Raw genomic sequence first — 21,607 nt, forward strand, 5'->3', positions numbered from 1 at the left:
AGGTGAGTGGCGCGGCCTCGCCGCGCCACCCGACGCAAACCGCGAGTCATGCTTACGTCGAGACCCGTGCTACTGGCGTTCAGGCGCGGACACGGCTCTTGTCCGGATCGTAGAAGATCGGCGCCCCGACCTGGGCCTCAATGCGTTTCTGATGACCGTCGACCTTGCCGATCTCGACGCGTGTCCCCGCTTCGGCATGGCTGATATCGATCCGGCACAGCGCAATGTTCTTGCCGAGTATCGGAGAACGCACACCGCTGGTGACCACACCAATCTGTGCGCGCCCGTTGTGCACGCAGTCGCCGTGATGCGCCGGTTCGTTGCCGGCGAGTTCTAACCCGACCAGTTTGTGTCGCGGATGCGCGCTTCGGGCAAGCAGAGCGTCACGGCCGATGAAATCGTCGGCCTTGCTCTTCAACGGTACCGAAAAGCCGATGCCCGCTTCGAACGGATCTGTTTCGTCGGTGAACTCGTACCCGGCGAAGATCAGACCCGCTTCGACTCGCAGCATATCGAGCGCATTCAACCCGAGCGGGACGATGCCGAGCGGTTGCCCAGCGGACCACAGACGGTCCCAGACGCGCTCGGCATCCTGCGGATGACACCAGACTTCATATCCCAGTTCGCCGGTGTAACCGGTGCGCGAGACCATGATCGGGCAGCCGTCGTAGCCGTCGAGTCTGCCGACCAGAAAACGGAACCAGCCAAGGTTTTCGAGCGGCGGCTGACTGGCGGGCGTCCACACGATCTGCTTGAGCAACTCGCGGCTGAGCGGTCCCTGAACCGACAGATTGTGAATCTGATCCGAAGCGGATTTGATCCACACCTTCATGCCGAGGGCCGCTGCCTGTTCGCGCAGCCAGACACCTGCGTAGTCCTCACCACAAATCCAGCGGAAATTGTCGGGGCCGAGGCGCAGCAGCGTGCCGTCGTCGAGCATGCCGCCGTGCGGATAGCACATGGCCGAATACACGACCTGGCCAATGGCCAGGCGTCGAACGTCGCGCGTCAGGCAGTATTGCAGCAGGGCTTCCGCATCGGGGCCGAGGATCTCGAACTTGCGAAGCGCCGAGAGATCCATCATCGCCACCCGCTCCCGGCAGCCGAAGTACTCTTCGTTCGTGCCGAAACCGTCGTACTGCGTGGGGAGCCACCAGCCGCGATAGTCGGTGAAATGGCGGGTGAGCGCCGAGGTTCTGGCGTGAACGCCCGACTCGCGAGTCAGGACCGGTTCGGCATCGGGTGTGATTCGGGTAGCCATGGCAATGGAGAAGCGTTCCTTGTTCGGATAGACACGGATCTGGATATCGGTCGGATTCCAGCCGTTAGCGGGATCGATGTCGTCGGGACAGGACGAGCTCACGCAGACGAGATCGGTCAACGCGCGCATCAGCACGTAGTCGCCGGGACGCGACCACGGTTCATCGAGCGTCATTTGCTGATGTGCGTTGATGCCGGTGTTGAAGAAGAAATTGATCGCGGGCCAGCCGGGGCGCGGCGCCACGTTGAAATCGGCGAGGGCGCGGCTCATGTTGTCGCTGCAGTTGCTATGGCCGAAGTAGCCCTGGCTTTCGTAGTAGCGCGCCGCGCAGGCCAAGGCAAATGAATCGTGACGGCCCACGGTGTCGCGTACGACTTCGAGCATGGGTTGCATCTGGCGGTTGAAGAACTTCGAAAACAGACCGGGCGCGGGATAGGCGTTGCCGTTCAGCGTTCTCGTCACCGTCTGGTCGAGATCGAGTTCCTCGTTGCGATCGAGCGCGGCCAGATCGAAGGCGACGAAATCCGAACATTGCCGTCCAGCGACGTCGAGGACCTGAATATATTCTCCTGCCCGCACGGTGTAGGCGGTGGCCGTACCGGGCCGGATCGTGAAGTCGTTCAGCGCGTCCGCGAGCGGGGCGGCAAGCGGCGGCGCGGCAAGCAGCGTGGGATTCGCGCGATCGACGGTGAGGCGCAAGCCGGTGGGCGGGTTCTGCATCTCGATCGTGGTGGCCGACCCGGGCGCGGCGACGATGACGAGCAGAGCTTTAGTGGCAACGAATGTGCGTGTAAAGCCAGCTGGTGTATCGCCGTTCCAGAGTTTTGCCGCGGGCTGTGACGCGCCGGTGTCGATGCGGCGCTTTAACAACCCGGTCAGCACGGACGCGTTTTGCGGATCGCCACGGCCGTTGTGCAGGAGCGTCGCAATGAACGATGCATCGGGCGACGGCATTAATTCGAGTGCGGCGAGCGCGGCGTTGCCTTCTGCGTCGAAGGCCATCAGTTCGCAGGGCTGCCGGCCTTCGATGTCCACGATGTGCAGCGCGTCGCCGGGTTTGAGCGCCACCACCGTCAGACCACCGCCCGCCACGCGATATCGCTCGTGTCCCGCTGCGCGGGCAAACAGCGCCGGCTCCGCTGGACGCGAGCTTGTGGGTGTACGTATCAGCATTATCTGTCCTGGGCGTGGCCCTCAGTGGTCGGCTTTCAGTGTCTGAACGGGTTCGTCCAGATAGGCCCGCATCGAGTCATCAAGGGCCGACAGCCACGGCGTGTGATGCGGCGGCGACTGCGTGCCGGTCATCAACGATCGGTACGACTTGTTGCGATAGCCCATGATGTCGTGATGCTTGTCGTGTTTCCATTCGAGGAACGTGCGGTTCACACCCTCGATGTCGAAGTTCGGGTAGTCGGTGGCATCGAGCAGATCCTGGATATAGCTGCCCTGAAACTCGAACATTTCCTGATTCGTGACAAGCTTTTCTTCTTTTGCGCGCCATGCCAGGCTGTGCGATGTCATGTCCGCTTTCGACGGAAGCGCAATGCGCCCGAGAATCACATCGCGTGCATACCAGGCCTGAGCGTCGAACATGTTGAACGAATACCAGAGGTCCTGCATGCCGAGATAGATCAGACCCGGATTGTTTTCCCAGAAAATGCCCTTGTAGAGATTCAACGGCCAGAGACGATTGCCGGTTTTCAGGCGCAACTCGTCAGTCAGGAACGGGAAGTGATGCTGGTAACCGGTACACAGGATGATCGCGTCGATGTGCTTATGGGTATCGTCGGCGAAGTAGGCGGTGTTGCCGCGCACGCGCTGCAGCAAAGGTTTTTCTTCCCAGTTGTCGGGCCAGTGATAGCCCATCGGCGCGGTGCGATAACAACTCGTGATGCTCTTCGCGCCGTATTTGTAGCACTGTGAGCCGATGTCTTCCGCCGAATAGCTGCTGCCGACCAGCAGCACGTGCTTATCCTTGAACTCAAGTGCGTCGCGGAAATCGTGCGCATGCAGAATGCGGCCGCCGAAATTTTCGAAGCCGGGAAAGGTCGGCGCATTCGGCGTGGAGAAGTGGCCGCACGCGTTGACGACGTAGTCGAACTCCTCCTGCGTAGTCGAGCCGGAGGAAAAATCTTGCGCGGTGACGGTGAACTTGCCGGTTGCTGCGTCGAAGCTCACATGGCGTACCGGCGTATTGAAGCGGATATAAGGCCGCACGCCGGCTTTGTCGACGCGTCCGCGAATATAGTCCCACAGGACCTCGCGCGGCGGATACGAGGCAATCGGTTTGCCGAAATGTTCCTCGAAGGTGTAATCCGCGAATTCCAGGCATTCTTTCGGACCGTTGGACCACAGGTAACGATACATGCTGCCATGCACCGGCTCGCCATTCTCGTCGGTGCCGGTGCGCCACGTGTAATTCCACATGCCCCCCCAATCCTTCTGCTTTTCGAAGCAGACGATCTCGGGAATCTCGGCTCCTTTTTCTCTCGCGGACTGAAAGGCGCGCAATTGCGCCATGCCGGAAGGGCCCGCACCAATGATTGCTACACGTTTCTTCATGATCTTTCACTCACTCTATCTGTTGCACGACAACGCAGGATTTCCCGCTGCGCGGGCTTTGCCGACACCGATTTCAGAGACTGACCTTTTGCCGCCAGCACAGTGTTTCTCATCAAAAAACCTATCGTCATTGGACCGACACCGCCCGGTACCGGCGTGATTGCGCCGGCCACACGCGAGACGCTCTCGAACTCAATATCGCCCACCAGGCGCGTTCTACCGTCGATCTCGATGCGATTGATCCCTACGTCGATCACGGTGGCGCCCGGTTTGATCCAGCTTGCGTCGATCATTTGCGCGCGCCCGACGGCAGCAACCACGATATCGGCCTGGCGGCACAGTTCACGAGCATCGACGCTGTGCGAATGAAGGATCGTTACCGAGCAGTTCGCCTGAAGTAGCAGCGACGCCATCGGCTTGCCGACGATGTTGGAGCGGCCGATAACCACGGCGTGCTTGCCGGACAGGTCGCCAAGCGTGTGTTCCAGCAGGAACAGACAGCCGCTCGGCGTGCACGGCGTCAATGCGGGTTCGCCGAGTACCAGCCGCCCGACGTTCTCACGGTGAAATCCGTCCACATCCTTTTCCGCGGCGATCGTGGCGATTACCGCGCCCTCGTCGATCTGCTCGGGCAATGGCATCTGCACCAGGATGCCGTTCACTCTGGCGTCGCTGTTCAGCGCCTCGATCAGCGACAGCAAGGTAGCCTGCGCCGTGTCGGCGGGCAGCCGGTGTTCGACTGAACGGATTCCGACTTCGCTTGCACGCAGCAGCTTGCTGCGGACGTAGACATGGCTTGCGGGATCGTCGCCCACCAGGACGACAGCGAGCGTGACGCTCACGCCGGACGCCTGAAGCTTTGCGACGTCTTCCTTGACCGTCTCGAGCAAGCCCGCTGCGGCAGCTCTGCCGTCAATGAGTCGAGCCGGGTTCATCGGAAAATCACCGTGCGGTCGCGGTTGAGGAATACGCGATGTTCCGTGTGGAACTTCACTGCGCGTGAAAGCGCCACGGTTTCCGTATCGCGCCCGATCGCAACTAGACCTTCAGGTTGCAGGACGTGATCGACACGCTGCACTTCCTGTTCGATGATCGGTCCTTCGTCGAGATCGGAGGTCACGTAGTGAGCGGTCGCGCCGATCAGCTTGACGCCGCGTTCGAAGGCCTGGTGATAAGGCTTCGCGCCCTTGAATCCAGGCAGGAACGAGTGATGGATATTGATCGCGCGGCCGGCGAGCTGCTTGCACAGGTTGTTGGAGAGAATTTGCATGTAGCGCGCCAGCACCACGAGCTCGGTCTCCGTATCGGCCACGATTTTCAGCAATTCGGCTTCCTGCTGATCCTTGGTTTCCGGTGTGACAGGAAGATAGATGAAGCGGATGCCTTCGCGCTCCGCCATCGGTCGAAGATCCAGGTGGTTGGAGACGATGGCAGTGATATGCATGTGCAACTGGCCTTTGTGATGCCGGTAGAGCAAATCGGCCAGGCAATGGTCGAACTTGCTGACCATCAACAGCACTTTCATGGGTTGCGCGGCACTGTAGAGCTTCCACTGCATCGCGAAGTCGTTCGCGATGTTGCTGAAGTCCGCGCGGAGCTTATCGATGTTGCCCGTCTTCGCTTCATTGAAGCGGAAGACCGCACGCATGAAAAACGTACCACTGGACTCGTCGTCGAATTGCGCCAGTTCGCTGATATAGCACCCCGATTGCGCGAGATACGACGAGACAGCCGCGACGATGCCGGATGTGGCGGGACAACTGATTGTCAATACGTAGTTCTGAGTCACTGCGATACTCCTGAAATTGCGTGAGAGACCCAATGGGAGTCCGTCGGCGGATCAGCCGAGCGCGGTGCGCTTTTTCTTTTCGGGATCGTCGAATGGCAGTGCCGCGGCACTTGCATGCGCTTTGAACTTGCCGCGCACTTCAAGCGGCGCGCCGAGGCGTGCGCTATCCACCTCAAGTCGCGCGATAGCCATCGAACGGCCCGTGAGCCGCGAGTACATGCCGCACGTGACGACGCCGACCTGCCTGCCGTCGCTCCACACTGCGTCGCCGCCGCTGGCCGCATCGGTTGAGTCGATCAGCACACCGAAAATCTTGAAACGCTCCTTGCCTTGCAGGCGGAAGTGTTCGCCCGCGCCGCAAAAATCGGTTTTGCCTGGCGACACCGTAAATTCGAGTCCGAGTTCCCACAGCGTGTCGCCCGCTTTTTCGTTTTCGAACGGGTACATCTCTGAGTTGTCATAGGGGAAAAACAGCAGGTAGCTTTCCACGCGCAGCCAGTCGAGCGCGGTGAACGCGCAAGGAACGATGCCGAACGCAGCGCCTTTGTCGAGCACGGTGTCCCAGATGAAAGGCGCGTCCGCAGCCTTGCAGAAAATTTCGTAGCCGCGCTCGCCCGTATAACCGGTGCGTGAGATCGTCACCGGTTTTCCGAAGAGCCGCGTTTGCAGGTGATGAAAATAGGGCAGGTCGCGAATTCCCGGCACGTGTTCCGCGAGGAAATCCACGGCGGCAGGGCCTTGCAAGGAAAGATCGTGGAGGTCGTCGTCGAACAGGACGGCGACCTGCCGGCCCTGTGCTGAGCGAATCAGGCGTTCATAGCCGGTTCCCGCGCCGTGCACGACCATGAACGCATTCGGTCCGGTCCGGTAGACGATACAGTCGTCGATAAACTTGCCGTCTTCGTTGAGGATCGCCGCATAGACCGACTTGCCTGGGTACAGCTTGCTGATGTCGCGGGTGGTCGCCCAGTTGAGCAGGCTTTCGGCGTGCGGGCCGACGTAGTGGACCTTCTTCAAACCGGATACATCCATCAGGCCGGCCTTGGTGCGAATCGCCGCGTGCTGATCGGCAAGGTTACCGGAATAGGTCCAGGCGGTGCCCATACCGTTCCAGTCTTCGAGGTTCGAGCCCAATGCCCGATGACGGTCCGCGAGTGCGGAAATGCGCCATGAATGTGCCATGTCTGTTACTCCCAAGGTGAAGATGTGAATGCGTGCAAAGTCCGGCGGATGTCAGTTGCCGCTATCGAACTGACTCAACCAGTCGACCAGCGTTTTCCGATAACGCGTCATGCCCTTGTAGTCGGCAATCGGTTCGGGCAGGTCACGCAGCACGCGATGAAGACGGCTTGCCCACGTAGCGTTGCCGACAAGTTCCGCCATGCTGGCGAGATACGTGCGGATACTGAACATCAGGGCGTTGCTTCTCGGTAGTCGCGCCATGAATTGCAGCTCGACGCGCAGATGCACAAGCTCAGCGACGTTCTCCGGTGTCACATGGCCGCGCTCGGCGCCCCATAGGTGGTAGGTCTCGGGCGAGGTATCGAGGCGCGGGTTGATGGTGAGCGTCCAGTTCAGACGGCGTACCGGACGGTCGACCTGGATATGCAACAAATACTTCAGCGCGCGATCGAAGATGCCCATGTCATGCGCCAGCGGCACTGGCGAATGCCATTGCTTGAAACTCATACCGGCATCGAACGCGAGCGACCAGTCGGCCGGCCCGGTGATGACGCCTGCATCCATGAAGAGGTCGTCATTTCGCTGATCGAGCAGCGCGATGTCCCCTTGCGTTTGCCGCATGACGTATTCGAGTGGCTCGCAAGGCAGTGTCTCGGCGTCGCCGAAACGGAATGTCTGCTCGATGCCGAGCGCGAGATTGCGCCAGCGCCAGTGGTCGCCGGCGCGCGTTAGCGAAAACAGGTCCGGATAGTCCAGAGCGAGATGCTCCATGATCATTTCCAGCGCGTCCCAGGAGGCTTTCTGCATGTGGGGCATCGCCATGCTTCGGCGTGAATCGTTTTCCAGAACGTGGGCGCGCTCAGCCACTTCGGAACGGTAATGCTCGTCGATATCGAACCAGTGCTCGAGGACTGAACCAGGATCGCGCGACGTGGCTGGCTCGATGTTCACCGAATACATGTAGGCATCTTCGGGAAACGGAAAAGGAAAACGGGCGATCGCGGCGTCGCTGTTGCGAAACGTAAAGGCTTCGCGATAGCGCTCGGCGGGTTTCAGAATTACGCTCATGAGACGTTCCTCATAGATCCAGAAAAAGGGAGGTGCTGTGAGCACGTGAGACACACGGCATCAGATGCGTGGCGCGATCGGATGGACTAAGGACCATGTCGCGGTGGTCAACATCGCCTGCAATGTGGCGGGTCGAACATTGACCGCAGACACCCCCGCGGCACAGATTCGGGATGTCCACTCCGTTTGCTTCGAGCGCTTCCAGCAAGCTCTGGTCGTAAGCCACGTCCAGCCTCAAGCCGCTGCGCATCAACGTCACCACGAATGGGGTTCCCGGTTGCGGTGCGCTAAACGCTTCCCAGTGCACACGACCGTCGGGCCAGCCGAGCGCGCGAGCCGTGTCTCGTACGGCATCCAGCAGTTGTTGTGGACCGCATACGTAGACATGAGCACCCAACGGCCTGCCGCGCAGCACTCGTGTGATATCGAGGCGCGCGTATTCACCGTCGTAGCCGTGGAAGCGACTGCCCAGTCGCTCGCTTAACTCGGAGCGGTACGCATCGGTCAGTCCGTGACGGTAGGCGTAATGCAATTCGAAGTCAGCAGCGTCGCGCTCCAGTTCGGCGACATGCGCGAGGAACGGCGTAATGCCAATGCCTCCCGCAATCAGGATGTGAGCGCGAGCGTCGGAATGCAGCGAAAACAGATTGGCCGGCGGCGTGATGGTCAACGTCGAGCCTTCGTGGATTTGCTCATGCATGAAAGCGGAGCCGCCACGCGAATCGTCCTGTTTGCGCACGGCGATGCGATAGGTCGACACGTTGGCCGGATCGCCGAGCAACGAATACGCATTGCGTAGCGGACGCTCTCCGAGTGGCAGGCGCACCTGAATATGGCTACCGGAGGAGAACTTAGGCAGGCGACCCTGAAGCGCGCTGAGGGTAAACTCGCGTACCAGCGGTGTGAGCAGCCGGGTCGCTTCGACTCGAACTTCGATCTGGTTCATGCGCGTCGCTCCAGGTAAGGGTGATCCGGATCGGCACAAACGCCCAGATACGCCCCCGCGCGCTGCGAGAAATGCTGGCGCACGGACAGGTTGATTCCACATCCGGCGCATTCGACTTCGCGCAAAGCGTCATACACGTGCGACGCGCAGCAGTGCACGCAGTAGACCGCGCGCGGCGTCGCATTCAGCTCGGCGATGATTTCTTCCGGCAACATCCCCGCCGCGCCCGCGACGCTCCTGACTCCCCCGATAAACGCTTCGTCTCCGCATACGTAGAGGCGCAAGCCGATTGCCGCGCCATCCAGGGTCGCGAGAAGACTGCGCGTCAGTGCGTCATGGGTTGGAAAGAACGACGCTGGGAAAACTGTTGCCGACCTATCGCCTTGTACGAGCAGCGTGACGAGACCTGGCGCGCGTGGCAGTGCAGCCATGAAGGCCGCAATCCTCGCGAGTGCTTCGGCCTGAGCGACTACAAGGTGCTGACTTGCCGCTTGATGCGGCTGCAGTACTTGATAAAGCGGAAGACTCCTGGGCGAGCCTGGTTTACTCTCATGCGTCGGGGTCATGTCTTCAGTCACCGGTTCTGTCAATGCGTATAAGCGCATGGAAAATGTTTTGCTTCAAATGCGTGCATCTGGATCTGAACTAAAACGGGGCGTCTGCTCCATTCGGGTGCGTCAAAAAAACGGCCAAATCCATAAATCACTCGAAAAATTCGTATTCCCCACAAGCGAAATAGTTTCTCAACGGAAAACGCAGTTCAATCACGACAACGAGGTATGCCCAAAGTAGTAGTGCTGAGAACGGCACATTTCTTGCCTTTAAACAGGACCTTTTTTGATGGGATGCTTTGCATGGTGGTGAGTCGGACCCTGATGCCGCGACGCGCATCCTCACAAGCGACTGGCGAGGTCGATAACATCGACGTGTCAGTGCGTTTCCGCGATGCGCTGGTGCGACTATTCGTCGATATCGCTCTCGACCCAACCTCCAGCGAGCCGTTGCGGAGCTTTCTTCGTTGGCTCGAAGCGGAGATACCCGGGAGTGTCGTGTCGCTCGTGGCCGGGGGCGAAACGTTGCTTGCGGGAGCAGACGCCGCCGTTATTTCGTGTGATGAACCTCGCGACTGCGCGCTAAAGGAATCCCGTTCCGGGGCTTCGAACCTGTTGTGTCCGGCGTGTTCGCGCGAGGGCCGCACGCGGCTGGTCTGGAGGTCCGGAGCCGCCATGCTTCTGCTTGAACTGTCTTCGCCTGCCAGTCAGACGCTTAAAACTGAAATCAGCAATGCAGGGCCGGCGCTCGGGGCCGCAATCGAGTTGATCAGCAGCATGAGACGACGACAGTACCTTGCGGACGGTGGCGCACGGGCGCTGATCCGCGAGCTTCACGATTCCGTTGCGCAACAGCTCGGCGGCATGTCCTTCCTTGTCAGCCGGGTGCAGCAGCAGACGCGCAAGCCGGAGGTCGTGGAGCCTCTGCTCGCGGAATTGCGAACCGCGATGACGCGACTGCAGCGCGACGTTCGTCAGTTGATTACCGGTGCGCGCCTGACGCTCGAAGGACGTTCGTGGCGGCAAGCGCTGGTTGATTCGGTCGAAGAGTTTTCGCGTCGTTGCAACGTGGTCTTTGAGCTGGATAACCGCGTGCCCGACATTGAACTCTCGCCGGAGGTTGCGCTGCATGCGTTGCAGATCGTGCGCGAAGCCTTGTCGAACGTGGTGCGCCACGCCCATGCACGACATGTCCGGATCGAAGTCACCGACGCTCCTGACGGCGCATTGTGTGTGAGCGTGGTGGACGATGGCGTCGGTTTGCGACCCGCGTCGGTAGAGGAGAATCACTATGGTCTGGAGATCATGCACGAGCGCTCGCGCGCGATAGGCGCGAGGCTGCTGATCGAGAATGTGCAGCCGAATGGCACGCGGGTACACCTGCTTGTCCCGAATGATGCTTCCAGGGGGGAACCCGCTGATGGGTCCAACAACATTGCTTCTGATTGACGATCACCCGCTGTTCCGGCGCGGCCTCGCCGAGTACTTCAACTCGACCGGGGAATTTCAGGTGGTCGGCGAGGCTTCCAGCGGGCGGCAAGGTATCGCGCTCGCGGAGCAGTTGAAGCCGGGCCTGATCCTGATCGATCTTCATATGCCCGGGCTTGGCGGCCTGCAGGTGCTTGACGAATTGAGCCAACTCGAAATCCCGAGCCGCAAGGTCGTGCTCACAGCGTCGCTCGATCGCCGCGAGTTATTGAGTGCGCTGCGGCTCGGTGCTGACGGGTACATGCTGAAAGAGACCGAGCCGGATGACCTGCGTCTCTACATACGTAACTGTGTGCAAGGCGTGATCGTGCTCGACGATTGCCTGGTCGCACTGCTCGCAAAAGACGACGCGTCGGAGGGCGAAAGAGGCACGCGTCATGTGGAACTGACTGAACGCGAAGCGCAGACACTGGCGCTCATCTCGGACGGCATGAGCAACAAGCAGATCGCCCGGCAGTTAGGTATTAGCGACGGCACCGTTAAGGTCTACGTGAAGAATCTGCTGCGCAAGCTGGACTTGCGTTCCCGGCTCGAACTGGCGGCGTGGGTGCACCGCGACGCTCTCGCGCGTCAATGAAAAGGTAGACAAGAATGCAAGATATTGCTGTTGCAAGCGAATTTGCCGTCCCCGCGGCGAGTCTCGATGCTTATCCGGTCGCGCTTGTGCAAGTCGATGATGAAGGCTGCATCCGCCGTGCGAACGCTGCGTGGACTGAGTTGATGGAGGCCAGCGGGATGGCGGTCGGGATGGCGACATACGTGCATCCGGAAGATCGCCTGATCTGGCGCGCGATGCTGGACCGCCTGCGCGGTGAAGCCGGTATCTGCATTCGTGAGCGGATCCGTTTCGTTCATCCTCGCGGTCAGCTTCGCTGGCTGGAACTGGCGTGCCGGCGGCATGGAAACGCGTTCTTCATTTCAGCGTTCGATAGCACGGCGCAAAAGCGTCACGAGACTTCAATCGAAGCGAGGCTGCGCAGCGCAATCGGACTCCTGAACGGCGTGCCGGGTTTGATTTATCGTGGCCGCAACAATCCCTCGTGGTCAATGGAGTTTGTCAGCGACGGATGCGAAGAATTGACGGGCTATCCGGCCGCATGGTTCGTCGATAATCGCGATCATAGTTACAGCCAACTGATCGTGCCGGAGGACGTCGATTACGTCTGGCGTGAGGTGCAGGAAGCGCTGGCGCATCGCAGGCCGTTCGAGCTGAGCTATCGTATCCGCACGGCGAATGGTGATCTGAGAAAAGTGTGGGAACGCGGCATGGGCATTTATTCGGCCAGCCGCGAGGTGTTGGGTATTGAAGGCGCGATCTTCGCGGTGCGATGACCTTGGGGTTCACCCGTATGGCGCGGCGAGCGGCGCCATACGGGCGTTCTGTGTTCAGTGCTGGCGCGTGCTCACGTCGTGATCCAGTGGCATCCGTAGACGACCACTACGCCAAGTACCAACGCCAGATACGGCAGCAGGCCTGCGCGTCGCATTGTGTTGGAGTTCGCCAGATCCATATCGTCGAGCATCGCGTCCGGGAAGCGGCCTTTGTCCGTCACATAATGACGCCAGATGAACACTGGCACGATCAGCGCCGCGAAAACGATGCCGGAAATCAGCGTGCCTTTTCCCCAGACGTCCGCACCAAGGCCCATTAGCGCGAGGTTCACGAACGAGAGCCCGACGCCCGCACCCAGTACCCATTTAGGTGCCCTGAAAGGGCGCTCCCATGTAGGCCGGTCGAGACGGTGAATCCATGCGGCATTGAGATTCAGAAAATTGAAAATGATGTAGCCGACATTGGACATCGCGAGTACGACAACATAATCGGACATCAGCAGCAGCACGAGATTGAAAACGAGGTCGGTCCACATTGCGCGGGTCGGTGCGCCATTGTGGTTAACATGCGAGAGATAGCGGGGTAGCCAACCGTCGACGGATGCCTGGTAGAGTGTGCGCGAGGAGCCGGCCATCGAGGTCATGATTGCGAGCACGAGCGCGAATACCAGCATTGGCTTCAAAAGCAGTTCGCCCCAACTGCCGGCATGGACAATTTTTGCCATCGCCTCCGCAACACCCATGCCGCTGTAAATTCCCGGCGACAGAATGCCGTCATAGATGGCGGGCTGCGTAACATTCCCGGCGGCATCTTTTACTTCGGGCGAGACCAGTTGACCGAGTCCGAGTGCCCCCTGGAATGCAAGCGGGACGAGCGTGAAGAACACCAGGCATAAGAGGCCCGAATAGAGAATTGCCTTGACGGTGTCGCGGCGAGGATCCCTGAATTCACGCGTGTAGCAGACTGCTGTTTCAAATCCGTAGGTGGACCAGGCTGCGATAAACAGTCCGCCTGCCATCAATTCAATGCTGCTCAGATTCCACGTGCCATCGATCACCCGACCACCGGCATCTTTTGCCAGTGGATAGAGTGGGAACAGATGGTTGATTGGCAGATCGCCGGTTAGGAGGGGATAGACGCCGACCAGCAATAGCGGCAGTAGCGCCGAGACCGCAAGAATCATCTGAAGCCGCGCGGCGTGGAGAATACCGCGATGCTGGATCGCAAACGTCGTCAACAGGATCGCCGCGCCAATCACAAAGGTGGCATTGATCCGCAGACTCAACCCACTTGAGAGCCAACCCAGATCGATGAGGGTAATCTGCCACGAATTGATCGCGGCCGTGGCCGGAAACAGCATGTTGAGCACGTAACCCGCGCCCAGTCCGGAGCCGATGGCGAGCACGGGAGACCATGCGAACCAGTTGCACCACACGGATAGCGGGGCGATGAGTTTGCCGTAGCGTACCCACGCTATGGCGCCATATACCGATGCGCCGCCGGATTTATGGGGAAACAGCCCCGCGATTTCCGCGTAGGAAAAAGCCTGCATGAAACCGAAACAGATCGACACCGCCCAGATGATCCATGAGGGTTTGCCGACTGTCGCGGCGATCGAGCCAATTGAGAACAGCACCAGCGCCGGCACGCCGCTGGCTACCCAGAACGCGCCTGCCCAGCCAATCTTTCTATGAAGTCCTGTCGCATCTCCAGACGCGGCAAGACGGAGTTCCTGACCTGCTTCGTTGATCGAATTCATGTTCTCTCCCAAGAGTGTCTTCACGCTGTGCGACATTCATCGGCCAATATCGGCAGATCAAGTCTCGTGAAGAGGTACTCCTTCGGAGGGAGATGACGGCGTTCCGTGTACCTGGTCGGCACAACCACAGCGGCGCGACACAGGGCATAAGTGCCGGCCGTGCCGCACTGCGTGGTATCAGGTCAACCGGATGATCGTCGATTTGAGTTCGGTATATTTGTCGAGCGCATGCAGCGAGTTATCACGGCCGTTCCCGGATTCCTTGAATCCGCCAAAAGGGAAATTCATATCGTCGGTTTCCTCGTAGCCGTTGACCCACACCGTGCCGGCGCGCAATCGACGTGCGGTCGTGTGGGCCGTTGTCAGATTAGCGCTCCAGACCGAGGCGGCGAGGCCATACTCGCTATCGTTGGCGAGCGCTACGGCTTCATCGATTGTGTCGAACGTCAGGACCGCAAGGACCGGGCCGAAAATCTCTTCACGCGCGATTGCGATATCGGGATGCGGGCAGTCGAACACGGTGGGCTCGACGTACTCCCCTCCGCTCTTCGTCAATGCACGGCGTCCGCCCGTCAGTAACGTGGCGTCCATCTGACCGCGCTCGATGTAGCTCAGCACCCGGCCCACCTGCGAAGCGTCGATCATGCTGCCCATCTTTGTTTCCGGCGACAACGGGTGCCCGGGCGCATAGGATCCGGCGGCCGCGAGCACGCGTTCGATGAAATCGTGTTTGATCTCGCGATGAATCAGCAAGCGCGAACTGGCGGTGCACATCTGGCCGGTGTTGTAGAAAATAGCGCGTGCCACGGTCTGCGCCGCGCGATCGAGATCGGGGCAATCGGGCAGCACAAGTTGCGGTGATTTGCCGCCGAGTTCAAGCCAGACCCGCTTGAGGTTCGATTCAGCGGCGTAACGAGCGATCTTGCGGCCCACCGCGGTCGAGCCGGTGAACGCGATGCAGTCGACATCGTGATGGGTGGCCAGGGCTTGACCGACGTCTCCAAAGCCGGGCACGACATTCAGCGCGCCAGCAGGCAGTCCGGCCTCCAGCGCAAGTTGCGCGAGTCGAAGCGCCGATAGCGGCGATTTTTCGGACGGTTTGAGGACCACGCTATTGCCGCATGTGAGTGCGGGTGCACATTTCCAGACCGCGATCAGCGCTGGGAAATTCCATGGCACCACCGCTGCCACAACGCCCAGTGGCTCATGGGTGACTAGGCCAAGCAGATGCTGGGCCGTAGGTGCGACTTCCCCGGCCGCTTTGTCGATCGCCTCGGCAAACCAGCTGATGCAATACGCACTCGATGGGATGTCGGTTACCGTCGTATCAGCAATCGGCTTGCCTGTATCGAGCGTCTCCAGTAGCGCAAGCTCGTCCGCATGCTCGGACACCAATTCGGCCCAACGAAGCAGGACGCGTTTGCGCGCGCGGGGCTCCAGAGCGCTCCACGCGCCGCTCTCGAAGCATTTCCGCGCGCTGCGGACCGCCAGTTCAACCTCAGGGTGGCCGCAACGGGCAACCTGGGTCAATTCGCGTCCGTCGATCGGGCTGACACAGGGAAATGTCGCGCCATCGTGCGCATCATGCCAGCGCCCGTCAATGAAGGCACGATTCATGATCTCGAGATGGGTGGCGAGGTTGCTCCAGTATTCCTGGGTTTGACGCATGCAGATTTCTCCTCTTTGGACGCGGCAACTTCAGCTGCGCGTGTTTGCGCGCCCTATAGCGATGACTCGCCCAAGGCCGGCAGGTAGCGGCGCATTGGCGTGCGCAGTGTGAATCAGGTCCAGCCGTTGCTGCAGTTCGTCCGGGAATGACGCTGCGCGAGCCGAGCGCATGTCGACGTACGTTTGCAATTGCTCCGCGGCGGCGAGTAGTTTTCCACTAGTAGCGTGGTACATCTCATGAAATACGTGCAGCCGTTTATGATCCCAGGCGATCAGGCGCAGCGTTAACCGCAATGGCTCGCCGAGCTGAACTTCGTGGAAGTGGCGCATATGCGTCTCCAGCGTATAGATGGAGTAGCCTCGCGCGCGATAGTGGTCGTCGATGCCGAAGTAGCGAAAGAAGGCATCGCTATTGTCGCCAAACACAAACAGATAGCACGACTCGCTCATGTGCTTGTTGTAGTCGACCCATTCCTGCTTGACCCGGCATTGATGCAACTCTAATGGAGTCGCGATCGGCGCTGTCAGGTCGAACGCCTGGGACTGCTGTCCTTCGTAAGCCGAGCGCAGTCCATGCGCGGGCTGATCGTACTCGGGGTTCACGGCGATGGTTCTCCGGACAGGTTCGGCGATGCGAACCGGATTAGGCGATAGCGCCTGGGACAGACCGCATGGTTAGGGCATCCGGCGGCGCATGAATCGTCGGGGTGGAATCCGACGTTTATGCGCGCGTGAGCGGTCCGATCTCAGCGGGTGAGTACGACTAGTGCATCGACGGCCACCGCTCCGTCCTGTTGCACCAGTAAAGGGTTGATGTCCAGCTCGACCAGGCTATCCGCATGGGTCTGCGCGAACTGTGCGATCGCCATGATGTTGCGAATCGTGGCGTCCAGGTCGACGGGAGAACTTCCGCGGTAACCGGTGAGCAATGGACCCAGCTTGAGCCCCTGCAGCGCCGCCCGGATATCTTCATGCCGGACCGGCAGCAGTAGCGTTGCCGTGTCGCGCAACAGTTCGACCAGCACACCGCCTGTGCCGAGAACGAGCGCCAGGCCGAAGTTCTCTTCGCGCTTTACGCCGACGATCAACTCCAGCAACGGCTTCGCGGCCATGCGCTCCACCAGCACCCGTTCGACCGCGACGTTCGGCGCGTAGCGCGCGACGCTCTGCGTCATCTTCTCGACTGCTTCGGCGACGGCCTCGCGCGATTCGAGCTTCAGGGCAACCGCTCCGGCCTCGGTTTTATGCGGCAGATCGCTGCTGACAACCTTCACACACACCGGGAAACCAAGCCGCTCTGCGGCATCTGCCGCCACGCCTGGTGTGACCAGTTCGCTGGCCGGGACGCTGAGGCCGTATTCCGCGATCATGCGCTTGCTGTCCCACTCGTCGTACACGCGAGATACCGCCGTGCTGTCGCCAGGCTGCAAGACCGGCAGGGAAGAGAGGCTGTCGGTTGCGAGAATGCGGGCGCGCGTGGTCGCGTACCACATCGCGGCACCGATCGCCGCCATGCCTTCCGCGAGACCCTGCAACGGGGCGATGCCCGCGCTCGCGATCCGCGCGGCCTCGGCGGGAGGCATCAGGTCGGGAAATACGGAGATGACGGCACCCGTCACGCGGTGCTCGCGCGCCGACGCAGTGAACGCATCGGCCGCGATGAAACAGGCGTCCCGTTCGCCGGATTCTTCTTTCGGATAATCGAGGATCATCGCCGCCGCGCCCGGCGCGATGCTAAGCATCGCATCGCAGCACGCGCGCATGGCATCGGCACTGCCCCAGGGGGCGGTCGTGAAGTCGAGCGGATTGGCGATCGTTGCATAGGCCGGTAGGACTGCCTGCAAACTCGCCCGTCCTTGCTCGCTCACGGGCGAAAATTCAATGTTGTGCGCGTCGGCCAGATCCGCTACGAAGCCGGCATCGCCACCGGATGTCGCGAGCGCGGCAAGGCCGCTGCGTTCCGGCACACCGCTTACGGACAGCAGCTTGAGCGTTTCAGCCATGCCCACTGGGTCCTTCGCGCGGATGATGCCAAGCCGCTTGAATAGCGCGTTGTACAGTTCGTCCGAACCCGCGAGCGAGCTGGTATGACTGAGCGCCAATTCCGCGCCCAGTTCGGAAACGCCGCTCTTCAGTGCGACGATGGGCACACCGCGCGCGAGCGACCGGGTGGCCGCCTCGCTAAACGCACGCACGTTTTTCAGGCCTTCGAGGTGCACGCCGATGGCCCGGACGCGCGGGTTTTCGAGGAACGCGTCAATGAGCTGCGCCACGTCGATCAGCGCCTGATTGCCGACACTCACGAGATAGGCGAAAGGCACATTGCGCGCGCTCATCGAGAGGTTGTACGCGAGGTTGCCGCTTTGCGTGATGACCGCCACGCCAGACTCGACTCGGGCCGCGCCGTGCGCGACCGGCCACAGCGCGCTGCCATGCAAACCATCAAGCAGGCCGTAGCAGTTCGGGCCCAGCATCGCCATGCTGCCCGCGGCTTCGGCCAGACTAGCCTGTAAGGCACCGCCTTCGGCACCTGTCTCAGCAAAGCCGGAGGCATACACGATGGCGCCGCCCGCTCCACGCGCGGAGAGTTCCCCGACGACGCGAGTGGCGTGCACGGCCGGCACGGCGAGGAATGCCGCATCGGGTGCATAGGGGAGGTCGGCGACGCTGGCGTAACAGCGAATGCCCGCGATTTCGGTATGGTTCGGATTGACGAGCCAGATGTCGCCGGTGAAGCCGAAGTCGCGGCAACGCTGTATCGCACTCGCGATCTTGAGGCCACCGACAAAGGCGATGCTCGAAGGATTGAGAAGGCGGCTCAAATTCGCCGCACGTTCACTGCGGCCTGCGCCGGCCGGTGGGTTTGCCATGGTTTGTCTCGAGAATGTCATGACGCGATGCGGCGTTGTGCGCCGCTCGGGGTTCGCGCCGGCCTTCGTGCCCACGGGTGCTTCCGGGCACGAAGCCGAATGCCGATTGCTACTAGCTGTACTGTCTGAGGATTTCTTTCGACAGAATGTGGCGCTGAATTTCGGAGGTGCCTTCCCAGATGCGCTCGATGCGCGCATCGCGCCAGAACCGCTCGATCGGAAGTTCGTTCATCAGGCCCATGCCGCCGTAGATTTGCACCGCGTCGTCGGTCACGCGGCCGAGCGTCTCCGAGGCGAAGAGTTTCGCCAGAGCCGCGTCGCCGTCTGTCATCGTGCCTTTGTCCAGCTTGTCAGCGGTGTAAAGCATCAGGAGTTCCGACGCGCGAATGCCGGTCGCCATGTCGGCGAGCTTGAACGACGTGCCCTGAAATTCGCCGATGCGCTTGCCGAACTGCTGGCGCGTCGCGGCCCATTCTGCGGCCATTTCGAATGCGCGCTGCGCGCGCCCGACGTTGTTGGCGGCGACCATCACGCGGCCTGCCGTGAGCCATTCATTGGCGAGGTCGAAACCGCGATGCTCTTCGCCCAGAATCTGCGCGGCGCTGACGCGGCAGTCGGTGAAGAAGATCTCTGCCTGATGGTATCCACGCAGACTCGTGCAATGCGGCCCGCGGTGGATGGTCATGCCGGGCGTACCCTTGTCGATGAGGAAGCTGGTCACCTGCTTGCGCAGACGGCCGCGTACTTCTTCTTCGCCCGTCACTGCGAACAGGATGACGTAGTCGGCATTCTCTGCATGACTGATGAAGTGTTTGCTGCCGTTGATCACATAGTCGGAGCCATCACGCACTGCGCGGGTACGAATACCCATTGCGTCCGAACCCGCGCCGGGTTCGGTCAAGGCGAAGCAGTCGATGCGCTCGCCGCGCACCGTCGGCAACAGATAGCGTTCGATCTGCTCGCCCTTGCAGGCCATGAGGATCTTGCTAGGACGGGCAACGAACACCTGAAGTGCCCAACTCGTGCGGCCGAGCTCGCGTTCGACGAGTGCCTGCGTCACGTAGTCGAGTCCTGCTCCGCCCGCGCTTTCCGGCATGTTGAACGCGTAGAAACCGAGTTCGATCGCTTTCTGGCGGATCGATTGTGCCAGCTCGTGTGGGACATGATCGGCCCGGTCTACGGCGAATTCGTGCGGCTGCAGCTCTTTTTCGACAAAGCTGCGCAGCGACGCCACCAGCATTTCCTGCTCGTGTGATAAAGAAAAATCCATCAGATTATCTCCCTAGAAATTGAGGGCGGCGGCCTTCGGCAGCGGCCCGAAGTGCTTCCTGTCCGTCTTCGCTATGGCCGCAGGCGATGCCGGCAGTCAGTTCCTTCTCGAGCTGCTCGGCGAGACTGTGAGTGAGCGAACCAGTCAACAGTGTCTTGACGTGGCCGAATGCGACGCTGGGACCGCTTGCCAGCCTGCCGGCAAACTCGGCGACCTGACTGCTGAATAGTTCGTCGTCGATCACTTCGGAGACGAGGCCAACTGAGTAGGCGTCGTGCGCGGACCACTTGTCGTTGAGGAAGACAAACCGTTTCGCCACGTCGGGACGGGCGATCCGGGGCAGAAACCAGGTGCCGCCCATGTCAGGGCTGTAACCCATGTCGGTATAACCGCAGCGCAGCGAGGCGGACGCGGCGGCGATACGGAAGTCGCACGCGAAGGCGAGATCAGCGCCCGCGCCGACTGCTGAACCGTTCAGGGCCGCGATTGTCGGGCGGGGAAAGGCGGCCAGCGCCTGGACTAGCTTGTGTGCGCGATCGGTCCAGCCATAGGTGTCGAGTTCGCCGCGCGCTTCAGCCTCTGCCCATTCATCCAGGTCGGCGCCGGAGCAAAAAGCTTTGCCCGTGCCGGTCAGAACAAGACAGCGCACCGCAGCGTCGTCGGCGTATCGGTCCAGCAGCACGTTTAACCGATCCAGATGCGGACAGGCGAGCGAGTTGCGGCTGGCGCGGCGGTCGAGACGGATCGTCACAACGCCGTCGGCCTGCTGGACGTCGATGTCGGCTATTTGCATATCGGTGCTGTCTCCTGAGGATTGGCCCTGCGCGTTGTCCCACCCGGGACTTTGCTACTTGCAGGCTGTATTTCGGCATAGTATAAATTTAACTAAATGAACGTTCAACCTGAAAAGAAATTGTTTTTGCAATTCTGACGGCGCTGTAGGTGGTGCGCGCCACCGGTGGCGCTGCGGCCAGCAGCACCGTTTCGTCGGACCCCAAAATTGTTATCCGGAGAGATTTGTCCAATGAATGTATTGATCGTTCACGCACATCCTGAGCCGCAGTCGTTTACGACGTCGATGCTCAGGCAGGCAGTACACGCGTTGAGTTCGCAGGGGCATGAGGTCAATGTGTCCGACCTTTATGCAATGGAATGGAATCCTGTCGCGAGCGCGGCGGACTTCGGGGGGCGCAAGAACGAGGGCTACCTGACCTATGCGCTGGAGCAACGGGAGAACGTCGCAACGGGCTCGATCGCGCCCGATATCGCCGCCGAACTCGACAAACTGCTTGCCTGCGATTTGCTCATTTTCAGCTTTCCGTTGTTCTGGTGTTCGGTGCCGGCCATCATGAAAGGATGGATCGATCGCGTGTTCGTGTCGGGAAAGGTCTACGGCGGATTGCGTTTTTACGACCGTGGAGGAATGCGCGGCAAGCGTGCATTGCTTGCGTACACGTGTGGCGGTCGAGACTTCATGTTTGACGAGCAGGGCGTGCACGGCGAGATGGATCTAATGCTGCGCCACATGCTGCGCGGCACGCTCGGCTATGCGGGGTTCAAGGTCTTGCCGTCGTTTATCGGTTACCACGTGCCGTACATCGAACAGGCTGAGCGCACTGCGTTGCTGCAGCGTTACGGTGACTATCTGACGAAGCTCGATCAGCTGCAGCCGTTGGCCTTGCCGACTCTCGACGCCTTCGACGAGCAGATGCGGCCGCGCGCGGTGGTGGCGCAACGCGACGTCATCGCCTGATCTTTAGTTAGCGGAGAAAGAGAGCGTGAATATCAAGGTGCTGGTGGCGGTGAAGCGGGTGGTTGATTACAACGTGAAAGTCCGGGTGAAATCGGACGGCACGGGCG

At 60.7% G+C, this 21,607-nt stretch carries 18 protein-coding genes and 1 pseudogene; 5 read left to right on the forward strand and 14 right to left on the reverse strand.

Annotated elements, in window-relative coordinates:
* Positions 1–79 precede the first annotated feature (79 nt).
* From PQQ96_RS32120 to PQQ96_RS32155, 8 genes are read right to left on the reverse strand one after another with little or no spacing between them, the layout of a single operon-like run.
* The gene (locus PQQ96_RS32120) at positions 80–2,434 is read right to left on the reverse strand and encodes a trimethylamine N-oxide demethylase (RefSeq protein ID WP_408300015.1); all 2,355 of its coding nucleotides are present in this window, start codon (positions 2,432–2,434) and stop codon (positions 80–82) included.
* 21 nt (positions 2,435–2,455) lie between these two features.
* Positions 2,456–3,823 (reverse strand): trimethylamine monooxygenase, encoded by a 1,368-nt coding sequence (locus tag PQQ96_RS32125; RefSeq protein ID WP_408300017.1) that lies wholly within the window; start codon positions 3,821–3,823, stop codon positions 2,456–2,458.
* A complete protein-coding gene (locus PQQ96_RS32130; protein WP_408300018.1) occupies positions 3,820–4,758 on the reverse strand; it encodes a bifunctional 5,10-methylenetetrahydrofolate dehydrogenase/5,10-methenyltetrahydrofolate cyclohydrolase in 939 nt (312 codons plus the stop codon). The genes PQQ96_RS32125 and PQQ96_RS32130 overlap by 4 nt, the downstream gene beginning before the upstream one ends.
* Positions 4,755–5,612 (reverse strand): formyltetrahydrofolate deformylase, encoded by an 858-nt coding sequence (gene purU / locus PQQ96_RS32135; RefSeq protein WP_408300019.1) that lies wholly within the window; start codon positions 5,610–5,612, stop codon positions 4,755–4,757. The genes PQQ96_RS32130 and purU overlap by 4 nt, the downstream gene beginning before the upstream one ends.
* Before the next feature lie 51 nt (positions 5,613–5,663).
* Positions 5,664–6,794 carry an aminomethyl transferase family protein gene (locus PQQ96_RS32140; protein WP_408300021.1) on the reverse strand — a complete coding sequence of 377 codons (1,131 nt, stop codon included), beginning with the start codon at positions 6,792–6,794 and terminating at the stop codon, positions 5,664–5,666.
* Between the two features lie 51 nt (positions 6,795–6,845).
* A complete protein-coding gene (locus PQQ96_RS32145) occupies positions 6,846–7,862 on the reverse strand; it encodes a heme-dependent oxidative N-demethylase family protein (RefSeq protein ID WP_408300023.1) in 1,017 nt (338 codons plus the stop codon).
* A gap of 10 nt (positions 7,863–7,872) precedes the next feature.
* On the reverse strand, positions 7,873–8,808 hold the full coding sequence (locus tag PQQ96_RS32150) for a PDR/VanB family oxidoreductase (RefSeq protein WP_408300025.1): 936 nt from the start codon (positions 8,806–8,808) through the stop codon (positions 7,873–7,875).
* On the reverse strand, positions 8,805–9,413 hold the full coding sequence (locus tag PQQ96_RS32155; RefSeq protein WP_408300026.1) for a dimethylamine monooxygenase subunit DmmA family protein: 609 nt from the start codon (positions 9,411–9,413) through the stop codon (positions 8,805–8,807). The genes PQQ96_RS32150 and PQQ96_RS32155 overlap by 4 nt, the downstream gene beginning before the upstream one ends.
* A 621-nt stretch (positions 9,414–10,034) precedes the next feature.
* On the opposite strand from PQQ96_RS32155, the gene PQQ96_RS32160 reads away from it, so the two are divergent.
* Genes PQQ96_RS32160 through PQQ96_RS32170 form a run of 3 tightly spaced genes read left to right on the forward strand, consistent with a single transcriptional unit; the run spans position 10,035 to position 12,179 of the window.
* Complete coding sequence (locus PQQ96_RS32160; protein ID WP_408300028.1) at positions 10,035–10,808, forward strand: sensor histidine kinase; 774 nt, start codon at positions 10,035–10,037, stop codon at positions 10,806–10,808.
* The gene (locus tag PQQ96_RS32165) at positions 10,780–11,424 is read left to right on the forward strand and encodes a response regulator (RefSeq protein WP_408300030.1); all 645 of its coding nucleotides are present in this window, start codon (positions 10,780–10,782) and stop codon (positions 11,422–11,424) included. The genes PQQ96_RS32160 and PQQ96_RS32165 overlap by 29 nt, the downstream gene beginning before the upstream one ends.
* Before the next feature lie 14 nt (positions 11,425–11,438).
* Positions 11,439–12,179: a PAS domain-containing protein gene (locus PQQ96_RS32170; RefSeq protein ID WP_408300032.1), complete on the forward strand. Its 741-nt coding sequence runs from the start codon at positions 11,439–11,441 to the stop codon at positions 12,177–12,179.
* Between the two features lie 71 nt (positions 12,180–12,250).
* On the opposite strand, the gene PQQ96_RS32175 is transcribed toward PQQ96_RS32170, so the two are convergent.
* The 6 genes from PQQ96_RS32175 to PQQ96_RS32200 form a co-directional block, all read right to left on the reverse strand.
* Positions 12,251–13,930, reverse strand: coding sequence for an APC family permease (locus PQQ96_RS32175; protein ID WP_459252145.1), 1,680 nt, complete (start codon positions 13,928–13,930; stop codon positions 12,251–12,253).
* A gap of 186 nt (positions 13,931–14,116) precedes the next feature.
* Positions 14,117–15,607 (reverse strand): aldehyde dehydrogenase, encoded by a 1,491-nt coding sequence (locus PQQ96_RS32180; RefSeq protein ID WP_408300035.1) that lies wholly within the window; start codon positions 15,605–15,607, stop codon positions 14,117–14,119.
* Positions 15,608–15,637: 30 nt separating this feature from the next.
* Entirely contained in the window at positions 15,638–16,210 is a 573-nt protein-coding gene (locus PQQ96_RS32185) for a thioesterase family protein (protein WP_408300037.1), read from the reverse strand.
* A gap of 143 nt (positions 16,211–16,353) precedes the next feature.
* Entirely contained in the window at positions 16,354–18,477 is a 2,124-nt protein-coding gene (locus PQQ96_RS32190) for an acetate--CoA ligase family protein (protein ID WP_408300039.1), read from the reverse strand.
* A gap of 112 nt (positions 18,478–18,589) precedes the next feature.
* Positions 18,590–19,747 carry an acyl-CoA dehydrogenase family protein gene (locus tag PQQ96_RS32195; protein WP_408300041.1) on the reverse strand — a complete coding sequence of 386 codons (1,158 nt, stop codon included), beginning with the start codon at positions 19,745–19,747 and terminating at the stop codon, positions 18,590–18,592.
* Between the two features lie 4 nt (positions 19,748–19,751).
* Complete coding sequence (locus PQQ96_RS32200; protein ID WP_408300043.1) at positions 19,752–20,540, reverse strand: enoyl-CoA hydratase/isomerase family protein; 789 nt, start codon at positions 20,538–20,540, stop codon at positions 19,752–19,754.
* Positions 20,541–20,771: 231 nt separating this feature from the next.
* Between PQQ96_RS32200 and PQQ96_RS32205 the strand changes: the two genes are divergently transcribed.
* Together PQQ96_RS32205 and PQQ96_RS32210 are read left to right on the forward strand one after the other, a co-directional pair.
* A complete protein-coding gene (locus PQQ96_RS32205; RefSeq protein WP_408300045.1) occupies positions 20,772–21,500 on the forward strand; it encodes an NAD(P)H-dependent oxidoreductase in 729 nt (242 codons plus the stop codon).
* Positions 21,501–21,531: 31 nt separating this feature from the next.
* A pseudogene (locus tag PQQ96_RS32210) lies at positions 21,532–21,607 on the forward strand (electron transfer flavoprotein subunit beta/FixA family protein); the annotation flags it as partial.

Source organism: Paraburkholderia sediminicola (genome assembly GCF_046027825.1).
GTDB lineage: Bacteria > Pseudomonadota > Gammaproteobacteria > Burkholderiales > Burkholderiaceae > Paraburkholderia > Paraburkholderia sediminicola_D.

Bases quoted from the DNA above. Each gene is read 5' to 3' on its own strand.
- PQQ96_RS32120 (WP_408300015.1), bottom strand. From the start codon at position 2,434: ATGCTGATACGTACACCCACAAGCTCGCGTCCAGCGGAGCCGGCGCTG.
- PQQ96_RS32125 (WP_408300017.1), bottom strand. From the start codon at position 3,823: ATGAAGAAACGTGTAGCAATCATTGGTGCGGGCCCTTCCGGCATGGCG.
- PQQ96_RS32130 (WP_408300018.1), bottom strand. From the start codon at position 4,758: ATGAACCCGGCTCGACTCATTGACGGCAGAGCTGCCGCAGCGGGCTTG.
- PQQ96_RS32140 (WP_408300021.1), bottom strand. From the start codon at position 6,794: ATGGCACATTCATGGCGCATTTCCGCACTCGCGGACCGTCATCGGGCA.
- PQQ96_RS32145 (WP_408300023.1), bottom strand. From the start codon at position 7,862: ATGAGCGTAATTCTGAAACCCGCCGAGCGCTATCGCGAAGCCTTTACG.
- PQQ96_RS32150 (WP_408300025.1), bottom strand. From the start codon at position 8,808: ATGAACCAGATCGAAGTTCGAGTCGAAGCGACCCGGCTGCTCACACCG.
- PQQ96_RS32155 (WP_408300026.1), bottom strand. From the start codon at position 9,413: ATGCGCTTATACGCATTGACAGAACCGGTGACTGAAGACATGACCCCG.
- PQQ96_RS32160 (WP_408300028.1), top strand. From the start codon at position 10,035: ATGCTTCTGCTTGAACTGTCTTCGCCTGCCAGTCAGACGCTTAAAACT.
- PQQ96_RS32165 (WP_408300030.1), top strand. From the start codon at position 10,780: ATGGGTCCAACAACATTGCTTCTGATTGACGATCACCCGCTGTTCCGG.
- PQQ96_RS32170 (WP_408300032.1), top strand. From the start codon at position 11,439: ATGCAAGATATTGCTGTTGCAAGCGAATTTGCCGTCCCCGCGGCGAGT.
- PQQ96_RS32180 (WP_408300035.1), bottom strand. From the start codon at position 15,607: ATGCGTCAAACCCAGGAATACTGGAGCAACCTCGCCACCCATCTCGAG.
- PQQ96_RS32190 (WP_408300039.1), bottom strand. From the start codon at position 18,477: ATGGCAAACCCACCGGCCGGCGCAGGCCGCAGTGAACGTGCGGCGAAT.
- PQQ96_RS32195 (WP_408300041.1), bottom strand. From the start codon at position 19,747: ATGGATTTTTCTTTATCACACGAGCAGGAAATGCTGGTGGCGTCGCTG.
- PQQ96_RS32200 (WP_408300043.1), bottom strand. From the start codon at position 20,540: ATGCAAATAGCCGACATCGACGTCCAGCAGGCCGACGGCGTTGTGACG.
- PQQ96_RS32205 (WP_408300045.1), top strand. From the start codon at position 20,772: ATGAATGTATTGATCGTTCACGCACATCCTGAGCCGCAGTCGTTTACG.